The organism is Polaribacter sp. 11A2H (genome assembly GCF_011379025.1).
GTDB lineage: Bacteria > Bacteroidota > Bacteroidia > Flavobacteriales > Flavobacteriaceae > Polaribacter.
On record NZ_WTLD01000012.1, the window covers coordinates 81,986 to 97,893 of the forward strand.

Sequence of the window (15,908 nt, forward strand, 5' to 3'; positions counted from 1 at the left end):
ATATAGTCTTTTTTGAATAACAACTTTTTTAAACAAATATTGTAAGCACTGCGTTAAACATTTGTTTTGTTTCTAATGTCTTCACCCCACAAAAGTTTACTTCTTAATGTCTTTAAGAAAGATTGATTTTTTGGTAAAATACTCTTTATGGTAAAGTCAGTTTTTTCTATAAAAATCTTAGTATTGTTTGGTACACTAGTTACTCTAGAGTCTAATGATATTAAGAAACTTTTTTCTCTAGAATCTACTTTTAATTCTATTTTAGTTTCATCGGAGATTACTATAGGTCTTGCATTTAAGTTGTGTGGTGCAATTGGTGTAATTACTATGTTTTTAGAGTCTGGTAAAATAACAGGGCCGTTACAACTTAAAGAATAACCTGTAGAACCTGTTGGTGTAGATATTATTAAGCCATCTGCCCAGTAATTGGTAAGGTATTCTTCGTTTAAATACGTTTTTACACCAATCATAGAAGTAGTGTTCTTTTTGGCTATGGTTACTTCATTTAAGGCAAAATTTAACTCTTCAAAATCTTTTGTTTTAGGTTCTGTTTTAACAGATAAAAGGGTTCTTTCTTGTATAGTGTATTCGCCTTTTAAAACCAAATTTATACTTTCTTCTATAACGTCTTTGGCAACAATGGCTAAAAAACCTAATCTACCTGTATTTATTCCTAAGATAGGAATGTCTAAATCTCTAATATGTGTTGCAGAACGTAAAAAGGTACCGTCTCCACCAAGCGTAAGCATTATATCAAAAGTATTGTCTAAATCATTAAAGTTATCAAATGATTTGTAAGAATCTTCTAATACTTTGTGCTCAATTAAAAGGTTGTAAAACCCATGTTCAATATAAAAATCAATCTTATTTTTTTGTAAAACATGTATTAATGTTTTAACTTCTTTTTCTGATGTAATCGCGTATGATTGACCGTAAATTGCTGCTTTCTTCAATTCGTTGTTTTTTTTGGTAAATGCCCTCTTAAAGGTTTACATTTCTAAGTATTTCTGTAAATATTCAGACCTACTTTTTAAGTCTTCTAAATAAATATCATTTTCATGCATAGATATAATTTTATAATCATACCTTCTAAAAGTTTGCATAATTTCATTTATTTCTTCAGAAACTACCTTAATAGTAACTTGTATACTATCTACATCTTTTTCTGATATGTATAAACCGAGTAATTGGCCGCCACTTGCTTCTATAATTTGTACAACCTGACTCATAGAGTAGTCATTCCTTAATTTTTCTATAATTAAAGTTTCGCTTTCTTCAACCATAAACGGACTTGTAGAAAAAACATCTAAGACATCTCGCAAATCAAAATAACCAATATAGTCTTTAGTTTCGTTTAAAACAGGTATAATATTGGTGTCATTATCTGCAAAGATCTTTAATAGTTCTAAAACAGTTGCTTTTTCATCAGCAAAAAAAGAATTTAATAAATGTGCGTGTTCAACTAATTCATCTTCATTATTTTCTATTGTTTGTACATCTTCTTCAGCAAAAGAACCTAATAATTTATTGTTTTCAATAACAGGGAAATGTGTTATATGATAGTCACTAAACATTTTTTGAGCACTTTTTACAGTGTCTTTTAAGCGAAGTGGTTTTATTTGATCTAATAAGTAGTCGTTCATATTCATGCTTTACGAATATAGGATAAAATGATTTAATAAATTATATTTGCAGCCTAATTTTAGACAATGACAAAGTTAAGTGTAAATATTAATAAAATAGCAACTTTAAGAAATTCTCGTGGAGGAAATGTCCCTAATTTGTTAAAAGTTGCCAGTGATATAGAAGCGTTTGGTGCTCAGGGAATAACAATTCACCCAAGACCAGATGAAAGACATATTCGTTATCAAGATGCTAGAGATTTAAAAAATATTGTTACTACCGAGTATAATATTGAAGGAAACCCGATACAGTCTTTTATGGATTTGGTTTTAGAAGTTAAGCCAACACAAGTTACTTTGGTGCCAGATGCTTTAAATGCAATTACTTCTAATGCAGGTTGGGATACCATTACACATCAATCTTTTTTACAAGAAGTAATTAAAGAGTTTCAACAAAACGGAATTAGAACTTCTATTTTTATTGATACAGATGCAAAACTAATTGAAGCAGCTGCAAAAACAGGAGCAGACAGAATTGAATTATATACAGAAGATTTTGCAACACAATATGATTTAGGTAATTTTGATGCTATAAAGCCATATATGGAAGCGGCTATTTTAGCTCATAAATTAGGTTTAGGTATTAATGCTGGGCATGATTTAAGCTTAGATAACATTAAATTCTTTAAGGAGAATATTCCTAATTTGTCAGAAGTTTCTATTGGGCACGCGCTTATTGCAGAAAGCCTTTATTTAGGTTTAGAGAATGTGGTGAATATGTATTTACACAGGTTGAAATAAGTTTACAGTGTTCAGTCTCAGTCCAAGTGACAGTAACAAACAAAACTCTTTGCGTCTTTGCGAGAAAAATTATAAAATATGTCAAAAAACCCAATATTACATTCAACCATAAAAGGAGAAGGAAAACCATTATTAATTTTACATGGTTATTTCGGGATGTCTGATAACTGGAAAACAATTGGAAACCAGTTCTCAGAAGACTTTGAAGTTCATTTAATAGACCAAAGAAATCACGGACGTAGTTTTCATGAAGATGAATTTAATTATGAAGTTTTAGTAGAGGATTTACATAATTATATTCAGCATTATCAATTAGAAAAAGTAAATATCATTGGCCATTCTATGGGAGGCAAAACCGCGATGTTGTTTGCTGTTACGTATCCAGAATTGGTAGATAAATTAATTATTGTTGATATTTCTCCAAGAATGTATCAACCACATCATAATGCTATTTTAGCAGGTTTAAATTCAATTGATTTTTCTGTACAAAATACGAGGACTTTGGTTGATAAAAAACTAGCAGAATTAATTCCAGAATTTGGAGTGCGTCAGTTTTTATTAAAGAATGTTTATTGGGTAGAAAAAGGACAATTAGGTTATAGATTTAATTTAGAATCTCTAACCGAAAATAACCCGGAAATAGGTGAAGGTTTACCTTCTTTTACGGTTTTCGAAAAAGAGACGTTATTTTTAAAAGGAGAAAAATCTGATTATATTACACAAGACGAAGAACCAATTATTGAAGCACATTTTCCGAATTCTAAAATTATTGAAATTAAAAATGCAGGTCATTGGCTGCATGCTGAAAATCCGAAGGATTTTTATTCTGAAGTTTCTGAGTTTTTGAAGTAAATGAAAAGGAGGTGAAAATATAACTACATTAAGTTTTTTTGGTAGTAGTAGTAGTAGTAGTAGTAGTAGTAGTAGTATTTTAATCGTAGTGAAACCTGCACTTCGCAATTAATATCTCGCTTTCGTTATATTGGTAAATCAGTCTATGCTCACTATCAATTCGCCTAGACCAAAATCTAGCGTATTTGTGTTTTAACGGTTCTGGTTTACTTATTCCGTCAAATAGATTTCGTGATATTTCTTTCAGAAGTTCATTAATCTTTTTTAGTTTTTTCTTATCGGTTTTTTGCTAATATAAATAATCTTCCCAAGACTCATCAACGAATATATACTTCATTTTAATTTTCGATTAGCTCTTTATTTAAAGTCGTTCCGTTTTTTAGTTTGTCAATTGCTGCATCTAATCGCAATTCATTTTTTCGAGAAGAAAGTTTGTGATTTGTAGCCATTAAAGAATTATATTCTTGTAATGACATTACTACAATTCCAGAATCTTTTCCTCTATTTATAAATAAAGTTTCAAAGTTTTTTGTTACTCTATCCAAGTAACTTTTAATATCTTTTCTAAAGTCAGAAACAGTTGCTATTTGCATAATATTGTATCTTATAACGTACAAATATATGTACAAAAAATGGTGTTTGATTTTTTTTAGTATTGCTGACAATTGAAATAATATAACGTCTGTTTAAATAATTAATTTTAGAGGTAATTGAAGTTAGCGTTTTTTTACCCTCAGAAACAAACTAAATAATTTTAGAATCAATATCTTTGAATCTTACAATTTTTCAATCTTTTAACACAAAAAAATGAACATAGAAAACGCACAAAAACAAGTAGACGATTGGATTAAAGCTCATGGGGTTCGTTATTTTAATGAGTTAACAAACATGGCACAATTAACAGAAGAAGTTGGTGAAGTTGCACGTATTATTGCAAGACGCTATGGAGAGCAAAGTGAAAAAGAATCTGATAAAAATAAAGATTTGGGAGAAGAATTAGCAGATGTAATGTTTGTGGTTTTGTGTTTGGCAAACCAAACAGGAATCGATTTGCAAGATGCTTTCGAAAAGAAATTAGATATTAAAACAAAACGCGATCACGATCGTCATCACAATAATCAAAAATTAAAATAATGACATTTTCAGAAAAAATAAAACAACCACTTTTTTGGTCTAATTTTGCAAGAGTTGCAATACCTTTCTTTATTATAGTTACTTTAGTTTCCTTATTTATGGCTAGTTTTAGCGATATTTTTTCTGGAGATTTTACTAAAGTTGCAGAAACCAATTTTACAGACGGCAAATGGAAAAACTTTTTTGGTTTTAAAGTGGTCTTTAGTGCTGTTTATGGTTTTTATATGACTAATAAAAAAATGGTTTAATTATTTTCTTAGTATCTTTTTAAAAGACTTTATTCCTGCTTTTATTTCTACATCTAAATGATTTTTTCTTGGTGTTATTGGGCAGGAATACTTTTCGTTATAAGCGCAATAAGGGTTGTAAGTGTTGTTAAAATTTAAGCTTATCGTACTTTCTGCAGTAATATCTGTAAGCATTACATCCATATAACGCCCGCCACCATAAGATTCTTCACCAGAAGTGTCATCTGTAAAAGGTAAAAATAAATAGTCTTTATATTTTTCATCAGTTAAATCATCCTGACTTTGATAAATGGTTAATTCACATTTTTTTCCTTGCAACGTAAAATGTAATTTCCCGTATTCTTTGTACAAAGGCTTTCTGTCTGTAGTAGTTGCCATTTCAAAAGTGGGTGCATTTTCTATTCTAACTAATTTTGAAGTTACAATAAAGGTAGAATCAATATCAAAAAAATCTAAGCCTTTAAATTTTTTTAAATCTTTCTTTTTTAAAGGAGATTTAGATGCGTCTTTATAGCTAGCGTTTAGTTCTTGTTGATAAATAGTTTTACCAATTAATGGGCGTTTGCCTTGTGAGTTACAAGACATCAATAGAAAAGTGACAGAGAGTAGAATTACTATTTTTTTCATTATAATTTATTTACAAATCAAAAATACAACATTCAAATAATTTTATGTAGCTTTGGCATATTAATAAATTAATTATGAACAGAGTCATTACATATCTTACCAAGTTATCGCGTAAAACGCGAGTATGTCGGTCTGTTTATATGTTTTGATATTATCAATATAAAATAAAACAAATAAAAAAGTCCGACTGTGAAGTCGGACTTTTTTATTTTTACCATATCAGCTAAACTAAAATGAAAAAATTTTACAACAATTATATAGACACTTTTAGAGGGCTCTCTACAGAAGTTTGGTGGTTATCATTAATCACTTTTATCAACAGATCTGGTACAATGGTCATTCCTTTTTTATCATTATATCTTACAAAAAGCCTTCATTTTTCATTAATAGATGTGGGTTGGATCATGTCTTTCTTTGGTTTAGGTTCTGTTGTAGGAACTTGGATTGGGGGAAAGTTGACTGATATAGTTGGTTATTATAAAGTAATGTTGGTCAGTTTATTTGGTACAGGAATTCTATTTGTTTTTCTGCAATTTGCAACCACTTTTAACGAATTTTGTTTTGGTATTTTTACGGTTATGTTAGTTGCAGATGCTTTTAGACCCGCAATGTTTGTGGCTTTAAGCGCATATAGTAAACCAGAAAATAAAACACGTTCTGTAACTTTAATTCGTTTGGCTATTAATTTAGGTTTTTCTGCAGGTCCTGCTATTGGAGGTTTAATAATTACTGGAATTGGGTATGCAGGCTTGTTTTGGATGGATGGAATTACTTGTGTCTTGGCAGCTTTTTTATTACTAAAAGTATTACATCCTAAGAAAGCAAAAGTACAAGATGAAGTAAAAGTAGAAAACCCAATTTCTGTATATAAAGACAAAGCTTTTTGGGTCTTTTTTATTGCCATGTTTATTTTCGGATTTGTATTTATGCAATATTTTTCTACAATACCTTTATATTATAGTGATAAGCGCTTTTTATCAGAATTTGAAATTGGGTTATTAATGGGCTTAAGCGGACTTTTTATTTTCTTACTCGAAATGCCTTTGATAAAATGGTTAGAAGATTTAAAAAAATCTAAAGTCAAATTAATTGCTTTAGGTCTTTTTCTGGTCGGTTTTAGTTTTATTATTTTAAACTTAACAGGTTGGGCAGGTGTTTTAATTATCGGAATTTTATTAATGTCTGTAGGAGAAATGATTGCTTTTCCGTTTTCGAATGCTTTTGCTATAGATAGAGCAGAAAAAGGAAATAAAGGAGAATACATGGCTTTGTATAGTATTTCTTTCTCTTTATCACATATTTTTAGCCACAATATTGGTATGCAATTGGTGGCTAAATTTGGTTTTGAAACCACATGGATACTCGTTACAGCATTTGCATTTGTAGGTGTCTTAATTCTACTTTATCTCTTAAGAGTTTTAAGGAAAGAGGTGATATAAAAAAATCCATCAAGTTTTCTTGATGGATTTTTTAAATTAAATGTTTAATATTTTATTTCAACACAGAAAACTCAATACTAGAATCTGTAAAAACAGTATGTGTTTGTGTTTTAAAATCTTTTTCGTCTGCTTTGTAAATATTGTCTACATACGTTTGCGGATTCAAATCAATTAAAGGAAACCAAGTACTTTGCACTTGCACTTGTACTTTATGACCTTTTTTAAATGTATGAAAAACGTCTTGCAAGGTAATGTTTACATCCGTCTTTTTATTCGGGATAAAAGGTTCTGGATGCTCAAAACTATTTCTGAATCTACCTCTTAAAACCTCACTTCTAACCATTAAATGATAATTACTCATTTTTAAATGATCTTGTAATTTATCATTATTTTCTTCTGCGTCCGCAGGATGAACGTCAATCACTTTTACAATCCAATCTGCTGCAGAACCCGTAGTTGCTACTTTTAATTTAGCTAAAATATTTCCGGCTAACGTAAAATCATCTGTTAAAACATCCGTTTCAAAAACCAATACATCAGGTCTTCTTGCAGCAAAACGTTGGTCGTCTGTCATGTATTTACGTGGCGTAAAAACCGTTTTAATATCCTCTGAATACGGAACAGGGTGTTTTATGTCACTAATAAATGGAACAGAGTTTATCTTTCTCTTAATTTTAATATCCGGATTTGAATATCTTAATTCTTGATTTTCAGACAAAAACCAATCCTCTTTTACCACATTCTTAGGAGGCCAAGCATCAAAAGAATTCCATTCTTTTTTACCAGAATCAAAAACATATGCTTCTGGCAAACCAGAATTTTTATCACCACTTCCTTTTAAGAAATGATTAAAGAATTTTGTTTCTACATCAGACTGAAATTTTAAAGAAATAGAATCTCCAAAATAATAATTACCTACATAATTTTCTACAGTATTTCTAGACCATTTTCCGTGATCCCAAGGTCCAAAAACTAAGGTATTGTAATTGTCTTTTCCGTTTTTCTCAATCGCTTTGTACGTAGATAAAGGTCCGTATAAATCCTCTGCATCAAACTCACCACCAACAATCATGGTTGCAACCGTAGAAGGAACTTTGTCTAAATGCTGAATAATCCCTTTACTCTGCCAAACAGAATCGTAATTAGGATGTTCTACAAGTTCTTTCCAGAAAAAATCATCAATTCTATTTTTATCTTTTTCGCTATTTGCAACATCTAATCTATCATACTGAAAATATTCGTTTAAGTTTTTTAAAGGCCCTTTGTCTAAGAAAAACTGATATTGATCTTCAGAATCCATTTTAGGAAATGAATACCAAGCAGAATCTGTTGGAGTGTCTTTATATGTGCCAAATAAAGAAATCGCTCTAAAGTAACTTAACATAAACGCGCCATTATGATGAAAATCATCAAAGAAAAAATCGCCAATACACGCTTGTGGAGAAGCAGCTTTTAAAGCCGGATGCGCATCTATTGTAGAAATTGTTGCATAATGTCCAGGATACGAAATTCCCCAAGTACCTACATTTCCGTTATTGTTTTCTACGTTTTTCACCAACCAATCAATCGTGTCGTAGGTGTCAGAAACCTCATCAGATTGTTTGTCTGTTTTATTCGGAATGTAAGCACGCATATTATCATAAACGCCTTCACTCATCCAACGTCCACGCACATCTTGATACACCACAATGTTCAATTCTTTCATTAAATGAACATTCGGACCAATTTTAGTTTTCATTTTTCCATCTCCGTAAGGCGCAGAACTATAAGGTGTTCTTTGCATTAAAATAGGATATTCTTTGCTAGTATCTTTTGGCGAATAAATAGTTGTATGCAATTTTGTACCATCTCGCATTACAATATTTACTTCCTTTTTGGTGTAATTATCTGCTACAAAAGTCTCTTTTTTAGCTTCTTTTTCTATGGTAGAATTACAAGAAGTCAGTAAAAAAAGACTTAAAAATGTTAAAAGTAAAAGTTTCTTCATATAAAGGTAAATTAGTTTTGGCTAAATCTACAAAACAAAAAAGAGTTGGTAAAAATTCTTCTGTTAAAATGAAAATTGTTTTTTTTTAGTAGCTATTTCCTGCTTTCCACTATATCTTTTTTTTCGTACCTCAAAAAAAGGATGTCGTTTCAATCAGGGCTAAGAATTTTTGCCAACTTTAATTTAAGTTAGAAAGTAAAATTATTGTTTATTAATATGCTGTTAAAATGAATTTGAATACTTTTATGGTTGCTTAAAACATATAAAATGAAAAGAGTTTTTTTATCCTTATTGTTAATTACTTTCATAGGTTGTCAACCTAAAAAAGTAGAAAAAAAGACTGAAAATATAAAAGAAGTTCAGGTTAAAAAAGTATTTCCAAAATTAGAAAAAGACAGATATAATGTTGCTTTTTTAATTATGGACGGAACCTTTAATACAGAATTAACAGCACCTTTCGATATTTTTCAGCACACCATTTTTAAAGAAAATATTAAGGCAATGAATGTGTTTACAGTTGCAAATACAGACAAACCAGTTACAACTTTTGAAGGAATGAGAATTCTACCAGATTTTAATTACTTAAAAGACTCGTTACCAAAAATTGACATTTTAGTAGTTCCGTCCGCAGAACATCATTTAGATTCCGATTTAGAAGATACGGCAATGATAGATTTTGTAAAACAAGTAGATAAAGAAGCTACTTATATGACTTCTCATTGCGATGGTGCTTTTGTTTTGGCTAAAGCAGGAGTTTTAAACGGAAAGGTTTCTACAACATTCCCGAGTGATATTGATAAAATGCGAGCAACTTTCCCAAATTTAGATATTAGAAAAGAAGTGTTATTCGTACACGACGGAAAATACATTACTTCTGCTGGTGGTGCAAAATCTTTTGAAGCTGCGTTATATTTATGTGAATTTTTATACGGAAAAGAAGTGGCTAAATCTTTAGCTGGTGGTTTGGTAATTGATTGGAATGTTGATGAAGTTCCGCATTTAATTGTAGAGTAGTTAATTTGTTTCTTAGAAGAAAGTATATTTTTTTTACACAATTGTCATTTCGACTTTAGGAGAAATCACATAAAGTTTGGTTAGTGTTTCGATATCACTGTTATGAGATTTATCTTTTACTCACGCTCGTTTTTAACGAGTGCCAATAACATATAGAAGATTAGGTTCGGTACTCGTTACAAACGAGCACTAGCGGAGACAAATTTGTGTGAATATGCATTTAAAAAAGACCTGACAGGTTTTAAAAACCTGTCAGGTCTGAATACGTTTTGGTAATCTTAAAAAATCTTCCTTATTAAGTTTTCTATACGGGTTAAGGATTGAATCCGTTCGAATAACTGTTGATATTTTAACTCTTTTCTTTTATTTCTTAGCTCGCGCTCGTTTTTAACGAGTGCCAACAATATATAGAACAATTAGGTTTGGTACTCGTTACAAACGAGCACTAGCAGAGGCAAACGGAATAAAGCGTATTTTTTTTTAAACAATTGTCATTTCGACTTTAGGAGAAATCGCATAAAGTTTGGTTAGTGTTTCGATATCACTGTTATGAGATTTCTCCCCCAAAGTTGGAAATGACAAATTGTGGAGAATTGTGCGTTGAAAAAAGACCTCACAGGTTTTGAAAACCTGTGAGGTCTGAAAATGTTTTGGTAATCTTAAAAAAAAAATCCTTATTAGGTTTAAAATACGGGTTAAGGATTGAAGCGGTTCGAATAACTGTTGATATTTTAACCTTTTTTCTTTAATTTCTTTTGCTCTCGCTCGTTTTTAACGAGTGCCAATAACATATAGGGTACTCGTTGCAAACGAGCACTAGCTGAGCATTTAATTCTTATATTTAGAACAGTAAAGAATTATAGTATTGATAGATGGAAGTTTTTTAATCCGATAGATGCAAATTATGAACATTACGATATAGGTCGATTTGCCTTCCAATAATCCTTTTTAATGTGGAAGATTGCTGTTTTTTAGGGTTTTGGCTAAAGCCGATAATTTACTTTTTAATATAAACAATAGGCTGAAGCCTATTGCTATTGATTTGTTTTTGAAACAAAAATTTCTACACTAATTCCTCGCAATAGATCAATTGCCTATAGATTTTTCCCTAGGGTATTAGAATTCAAAAAGAAAAGGGCTTTAGCCAAAATATTTATTTAATAGATATGTATTAAATTTTTAGTTTTCAAAAAGTGAGCAAACAAGTCTAGCCCTGATTGAACGGTTTGTTTGAGCTCTTTTTTATTCTTTTTCTGAATAAAAAAAGCGAGTAGTGAAAGCAGGAAATAGCTTCGAATACTATTCTAAGAGAGATTTGAAAAATAAGTGTTTATTCAATAAAATTTCTTGTATTTTTGCAAACTATGCAAGAACCTAAAAGACATCAGTTAACAGATTGGTTACCAACTACAAACAAGGAAGTGAAAATTCGTGGTTGGGATGAACTAGACGTTATTTTATTTAGTGGAGACGCTTATGTGGATCATCCATCATTTGGACCTGCAGTAATCGGTCGTATTTTAGAGAGTTATGGCTTGCGTGTGGCAATTGTGCCGCAACCAAGTGTAAATGATAATTTACAAGATTTTGAAAAACTAGGAAGGCCTCGTTTATTTTTTGGAGTTACTGGTGGTTGTATGGATCCGATGGTTTCTAATTACACGGCAAGTAAGCGTAGTAGAGACAAAGATGCGTATACGCCAAATGGTGATAAAGGGTTTAGACCAGATTATGCAACGTCTGTTTATTCTAAGATTTTAAAGGATAAGTTTCCGGATGTACCTGTTTTAATTGGTGGTATTGAAGCTTCTTTAAGACGTGTAACGCATTATGATTATTGGTCTGACAAGTTATTGCCTGGTATTTTAGAGACTTCTAAAGCAGATATGTTGGTGTATGGAATGGGAGAGCAGCCTTTGCGAGAAATTGTAGAATTATTGCAAAAAGGAGTTCCGTTTTCTAGTTTAAAAAACATTAAACAAACGGCTATTTACGTTAACGAAAAGGTAGAGAAATTACCTGTTGTTAACGGTTGGGAAGATGTTACTATTAATTCTCATGAGGCTTGTTTAAAGGATAAAAAGACATTTGCTTCTAACTTTAAAGTAATAGAGCAGGAGTCTAATAAATTAAAAGCGCGTAGGGTTTTACAAAAAGTTGGTGAGAATACTTTGGTGATTAATCCGCCTTACCCAACAATGACAGAAAAGGAAATTGATGGTTCTTTCGATTTGCCTTATACACGTTTACCGCACCCAAAATATGACAAACGTGGACCAATACCTGCGTTTGAAATGATAAAATTTTCTATTAACATTCACAGAGGATGTTTTGGTGGTTGTAGTTTTTGTACAATTTCTGCACACCAAGGAAAGTTTATAGCAAGTAGAAGTCAGGAATCTGTTTTAAGAGAAATTGATAAAGTGGCAAATATGCCAGACTTTAAAGGGTATTTATCTGATATTGGTGGGCCTTCTGCAAATATGTATCAGATGAAAGGGAAAGTACAATCTATTTGCGACAAATGTGTTGCGCCGAGTTGTATTTCGCCTGTAATTTGTTCTAATTTAGATACGTCTCACAAGCCTTTAACAGAATTATATCAAGCAGTTGATAAGCATCCGAAGATTAAAAAATCTTTTATTGGAAGTGGAATTAGACATGATATGTTGGTGCCAGAATTCAATAAAAACGCTGACCCAAAAGAATTGGATGCGTATACAGAAGAAGTAATGACAAAGCATGTTTCTGGTCGATTAAAAGTAGCGCCAGAACATACTTCTGACCCGGTTTTAAAATTGATGCGTAAACCGTCTTTTAAATATTTTCATATGTTTAAAGAACGTTTTGATAAGATAAATATTAAGAAGAAATTAAACTTACAATTAATTCCGTATTTTATTTCTAGTCACCCAGCAAGTGAGGTAGAAGACATGGCAAACTTAGCTGCAGAGACCAAAGATATGGGCTTTCAGTTAGAGCAAGTACAAGGTTTTACACCAACACCAATGACGGTTGCAACGGTAATTTATTATTCAGGATATCACCCGTATACTTTAAAACCAACTAAAACGCCGAAGACTAAAAAGGAACGTGATGACCAACATAAATTTTTCTTTTGGTACAAGAAAGAAAATAAAGATTGGATTAAAAACACGTTGAACAAAGTTGGAAGACAAGATTTATTACAGAAATTATTACCAGAAAATAATTCTTGGAAAAAGAACAAAAGCGCCAAAGAAGTAAAGAATACTTTTGATGATGCTGTTCCGGTTCCTTTTAATAAGAGAAAGAAAAAAGCTACAAGAACAACTTCTTCTAAAAAGAGAAGAAGGTAATTCTTATAGAACTTTATACTACATAAAAAAGTCTGGTTTTATTAAAAACCAGACTTTTTTTTATGATATTATTTTTTGAAATTCACGTATTATGGTAAGAGTGAGACGCTTGCGCTAGTGTTTATGTCTTGTCTATTTTTGCTAACTCGAGCGTCTCGATCGTGTAAATACTGATGCTGTTTTTTTTAACGCATTCATTATTATATAGCGGTAAATTATTAAAAAAAGAGAACTAATTAATCCTTTCCAAAATCTTTAAAAGCAGCCTTTAATTTTTCATCATTTAAAATATATTTCTTGTATTTTCCATCTCTGTATCTATAGTAAATAAAGAAAGGCATAAATAGAAAAGAAAAGTAAAAGACACCTAAACCCATTACAATTTGTGCTTTTTCGTGACTTGTATTTATAAGGTACATTCCAATTGCCATCCAAATTAAAAAGATAGCAAACATTATTTTTAACGTTAACTTCATCTTGCAAAATTACAAAAGTTATATCTTTAATTTCTAATTTTAATAGAAATGAACTCAATTTCATTATTTTTGATTGGTTTGCTACTTATTTCTTGCAATCCATCTAAAAAAAACACGAATATGAACAGTAAAATTGTGATTGCTCACAGAGGTGCTTCTGGTTATCTGCCAGAACATACCATGGAAGCTAAAGCGATGGCGTACGCTATGAATCCTCATTTTATTGAGCAAGATTTGGTGTTAAGTAAAGACAATGTGCCTATTGTAATTCATGATATTTATTTAGATGATGTAACAAATGTTGCGCTAATGTTTCCGGATAGAAAAAGAAAAGACAATCGTTTTTATGTAATCGATTTTACTTTTAATGAATTACAAACGCTAAAAGTAACGGAGCGTTTTAATCCCGAAACAGGCGAACAGTTTTACCCAAAACGTTATCCGAAGGGAAAAGGAAATTTTAAACTGCATTCTTTTAAAGAAGAAATAGAATTGATACAAGGCTTAAATAAGTCTACAGGAAAAAATATAGGGATTTATCCAGAAATTAAAGATCCAGCTTTTCATAAAAAAGAAGGAAGAAAGATAACTGAAATTGTTTTAGAAATTCTAGCTGATTACGGTTACAAAACTAAAAAAGACAATTGTGTTTTACAATGTTTTGATGCAGCAGAGTTAGAGAGAATTAGAAAGGAATTAAAATCTGACTTATTTTTGGTGCAGTTAATTGAGTTTGAAGAAGAAACAAAACAATTGGCTCATTTTGCAAGCTATGCAGACGGAATAGGTCCTTGGTATAAGCAAATACTAGATAAAAAAGTAGGAGAGAAGTGGCAGTTTACCACGTTAGTTTCCGATGCGCATAAATTGGGGTTAAAAGTGCATCCTTATACTTTTAGAGCAGATTCTTTAGATGAGTTCACTACCTTTGAAGAAATGATGGAAACCCTCTTAATAGAAGCCGATATTGATGGTGCTTTTACAGATTTTCCAGATTTGATTGTCAATTTTTTTAAAAGAAAGTAATTTAATGAATACTCATTTATATAAAATAAAACACTTTAATAATACTTTAGATCTTTTTTCATCTGAAGAAAAATTATACACTTCTAAGTGGTTTATGGATTTTGGGAAATTTGGTTCTGAGGTTTTTAATTTAGACGATAAAATAATTTATAAGATTACCAAACAATTTCAATTTTGGAAATGGAAAATGGTGTTTACCATAAAGAATAGTCAGGACGTTTTAACCGAATTAATTTCTCAGAATAATAGAAAAACCATCTTTTCTATAGATGTTGATGAGGTTACTTATGAAACGAATATCCATTTTAAAAAGAAAATATCTATTCTAAAAAACGGAGAAAAAATTGCAGAAATAGATGAATCTTTTTCAGATAATGATTTTAAAGATGGTTTTAAATTACAACTTTTAGATAAAAATGATTTAGCGGTTTGTTTCTTGTTATTTTCTTGTTTAAAAATAGGAGAAACAGAACAAGACTCTAAAAGAATTATGCCTAGTCAGAAGCAATTAGAGCCTAATGAAGAACCTTGGAGTTAGTTTTTATAGTTTTTTTTAGTGCAAATTTTCTTGATAGTAAACCCAAGTATTCTCCGCTATTTTTTTATAGAATCTTCTAAGTCTTTTATGTAGTTTATAACAGCAACTGTATACTGAATTCAAAATTCTTCTATATGTTTTTTGCCTAGATATATTGTGCCACAAAAAGCAAGAATTATATAGGTGTAAAAACTATTGCTCTAAATTTTGAGTTAAAAAAAGAAAGAAAATAAGGGCAAATACAATAAGTATTGAAATACCTAATATTTTCCATATTTGTTTATTTTTATGGACTAAATTTTTTCCTAAATGGGTATTCCAAAAATATTCAGACAATACGGTATACCCAATAATATTCAATATTAAAGTTGTAAAAAAAGATTTGGGTAAATAGTTTAAAAGGATGGTAGAGCAAATGGTATATAATATTCCAAAAATAAGTACTTGATTCCTTACTTTTGGTTTGTTCATTTCTTTTAAGTTTTGCATCAATAAAACAGCACCAAATATGGTGGAAAAGAAAATGGTAAAACCTAGTATGGCATTTTTAGAATATAAAAGAGGTACTTCTAGTTCTTCAAAAGGACTTTTATTACTTTCTATTTTTTCTTTATAAATTGGCGTTTCAGATAGGGTGTTTTCTGTAGACGTATCATCTATAACTACGATTGGTTTTTCTAATATGTTTCTATCTTCTAATTCCCAAGTAACGGCTTGTAAGGCTTCTTCTGTATATATATCTTTTTCTTCGAGAATTGATTCTAACTCTTTGGTAGATTTTATTCTCATATTTGTTGAAAAACTAT

16 protein-coding genes and 1 pseudogene are annotated in these 15,908 nt (G+C 30.6%); 9 read left to right on the forward strand and 8 right to left on the reverse strand.

Going from position 1 to position 15,908, the window contains the following annotated elements:
- Positions 1 to 53 precede the first annotated feature (53 nt).
- Positions 54 to 953, reverse strand: coding sequence for an NAD kinase (locus GQS58_RS14080; RefSeq protein ID WP_166387003.1), 900 nt, complete (start codon positions 951 to 953; stop codon positions 54 to 56).
- A 36-nt stretch (positions 954 to 989) separates the two neighbouring features.
- Entirely contained in the window at positions 990 to 1,643 is a 654-nt protein-coding gene (locus tag GQS58_RS14085) for a CBS domain-containing protein (protein WP_240914628.1), read from the reverse strand.
- 66 nt (positions 1,644 to 1,709) lie between these two features.
- Between GQS58_RS14085 and GQS58_RS14090 the strand changes: the two genes are divergently transcribed.
- Both GQS58_RS14090 and GQS58_RS14095 read left to right on the forward strand, forming a co-directional pair.
- The gene (locus GQS58_RS14090; RefSeq protein ID WP_166387007.1) at positions 1,710 to 2,423 is read left to right on the forward strand and encodes a pyridoxine 5'-phosphate synthase; all 714 of its coding nucleotides are present in this window, start codon (positions 1,710 to 1,712) and stop codon (positions 2,421 to 2,423) included.
- Between the two features lie 78 nt (positions 2,424 to 2,501).
- Positions 2,502 to 3,275 carry an alpha/beta fold hydrolase gene (locus GQS58_RS14095; protein WP_166387009.1) on the forward strand — a complete coding sequence of 258 codons (774 nt, stop codon included), beginning with the start codon at positions 2,502 to 2,504 and terminating at the stop codon, positions 3,273 to 3,275.
- A 79-nt stretch (positions 3,276 to 3,354) separates the two neighbouring features.
- On the opposite strand, the pseudogene GQS58_RS14100 reads toward GQS58_RS14095, so the two are convergent.
- Both GQS58_RS14100 and GQS58_RS14105 read right to left on the reverse strand, forming a co-directional pair.
- Positions 3,355 to 3,612: pseudogene (locus tag GQS58_RS14100) on the reverse strand (Txe/YoeB family addiction module toxin).
- Between the two features lies 1 nt (position 3,613).
- Entirely contained in the window at positions 3,614 to 3,868 is a 255-nt protein-coding gene (locus tag GQS58_RS14105) for a type II toxin-antitoxin system Phd/YefM family antitoxin (protein ID WP_166387011.1), read from the reverse strand.
- 214 nt (positions 3,869 to 4,082) lie between these two features.
- Here GQS58_RS14105 and GQS58_RS14110 point away from each other — a divergent pair, with 214 nt between their 5' ends.
- A complete protein-coding gene (locus GQS58_RS14110; RefSeq protein ID WP_166387013.1) occupies positions 4,083 to 4,409 on the forward strand; it encodes a nucleotide pyrophosphohydrolase in 327 nt (108 codons plus the stop codon).
- A complete protein-coding gene (locus tag GQS58_RS14115) occupies positions 4,409 to 4,657 on the forward strand; it encodes a hypothetical protein (protein WP_166387015.1) in 249 nt (82 codons plus the stop codon). Before GQS58_RS14110 ends, GQS58_RS14115 begins: the two co-directional genes overlap by 1 nt.
- Here GQS58_RS14115 and GQS58_RS14120 read toward each other — a convergent pair whose 3' ends face one another.
- On the reverse strand, positions 4,658 to 5,284 hold the full coding sequence (locus tag GQS58_RS14120; RefSeq protein ID WP_166387017.1) for a DUF1684 domain-containing protein: 627 nt from the start codon (positions 5,282 to 5,284) through the stop codon (positions 4,658 to 4,660).
- A gap of 233 nt (positions 5,285 to 5,517) precedes the next feature.
- Here GQS58_RS14120 and GQS58_RS14125 point away from each other — a divergent pair, with 233 nt between their 5' ends.
- Positions 5,518 to 6,723, forward strand: a complete 1,206-nt coding sequence (locus GQS58_RS14125; RefSeq protein ID WP_166387019.1) for an MFS transporter — start codon at positions 5,518 to 5,520, stop codon at positions 6,721 to 6,723.
- 52 nt (positions 6,724 to 6,775) lie between these two features.
- On the opposite strand, the gene GQS58_RS14130 is transcribed toward GQS58_RS14125, so the two are convergent.
- Positions 6,776 to 8,710, reverse strand: coding sequence for a CocE/NonD family hydrolase (locus GQS58_RS14130; RefSeq protein ID WP_166387021.1), 1,935 nt, complete (start codon positions 8,708 to 8,710; stop codon positions 6,776 to 6,778).
- Between the two features lie 267 nt (positions 8,711 to 8,977).
- Here GQS58_RS14130 and GQS58_RS14135 point away from each other — a divergent pair, with 267 nt between their 5' ends.
- Together GQS58_RS14135 and GQS58_RS14140 are read left to right on the forward strand one after the other, a co-directional pair.
- On the forward strand, positions 8,978 to 9,724 hold the full coding sequence (locus GQS58_RS14135) for a DJ-1/PfpI family protein (RefSeq protein WP_166387023.1): 747 nt from the start codon (positions 8,978 to 8,980) through the stop codon (positions 9,722 to 9,724).
- A gap of 1,364 nt (positions 9,725 to 11,088) precedes the next feature.
- Entirely contained in the window at positions 11,089 to 13,062 is a 1,974-nt protein-coding gene (locus GQS58_RS14140) for a YgiQ family radical SAM protein (RefSeq protein ID WP_166387025.1), read from the forward strand.
- 236 nt (positions 13,063 to 13,298) lie between these two features.
- On the opposite strand, the gene GQS58_RS14145 is transcribed toward GQS58_RS14140, so the two are convergent.
- Complete coding sequence (locus GQS58_RS14145) at positions 13,299 to 13,538, reverse strand: hypothetical protein (RefSeq protein ID WP_166387027.1); 240 nt, start codon at positions 13,536 to 13,538, stop codon at positions 13,299 to 13,301.
- 48 nt (positions 13,539 to 13,586) lie between these two features.
- Here GQS58_RS14145 and glpQ point away from each other — a divergent pair, with 48 nt between their 5' ends.
- On the forward strand, positions 13,587 to 14,564 hold the full coding sequence (gene glpQ / locus GQS58_RS14150) for a glycerophosphodiester phosphodiesterase (RefSeq protein WP_166387029.1): 978 nt from the start codon (positions 13,587 to 13,589) through the stop codon (positions 14,562 to 14,564).
- 4 nt (positions 14,565 to 14,568) lie between these two features.
- On the forward strand, positions 14,569 to 15,102 hold the full coding sequence (locus tag GQS58_RS14155) for a hypothetical protein (protein ID WP_166387031.1): 534 nt from the start codon (positions 14,569 to 14,571) through the stop codon (positions 15,100 to 15,102).
- A 192-nt stretch (positions 15,103 to 15,294) separates the two neighbouring features.
- On the opposite strand, the gene GQS58_RS14160 is transcribed toward GQS58_RS14155, so the two are convergent.
- Positions 15,295 to 15,891: a hypothetical protein gene (locus GQS58_RS14160; protein ID WP_240914630.1), complete on the reverse strand. Its 597-nt coding sequence runs from the start codon at positions 15,889 to 15,891 to the stop codon at positions 15,295 to 15,297.
- Positions 15,892 to 15,908 lie beyond the last annotated feature (17 nt).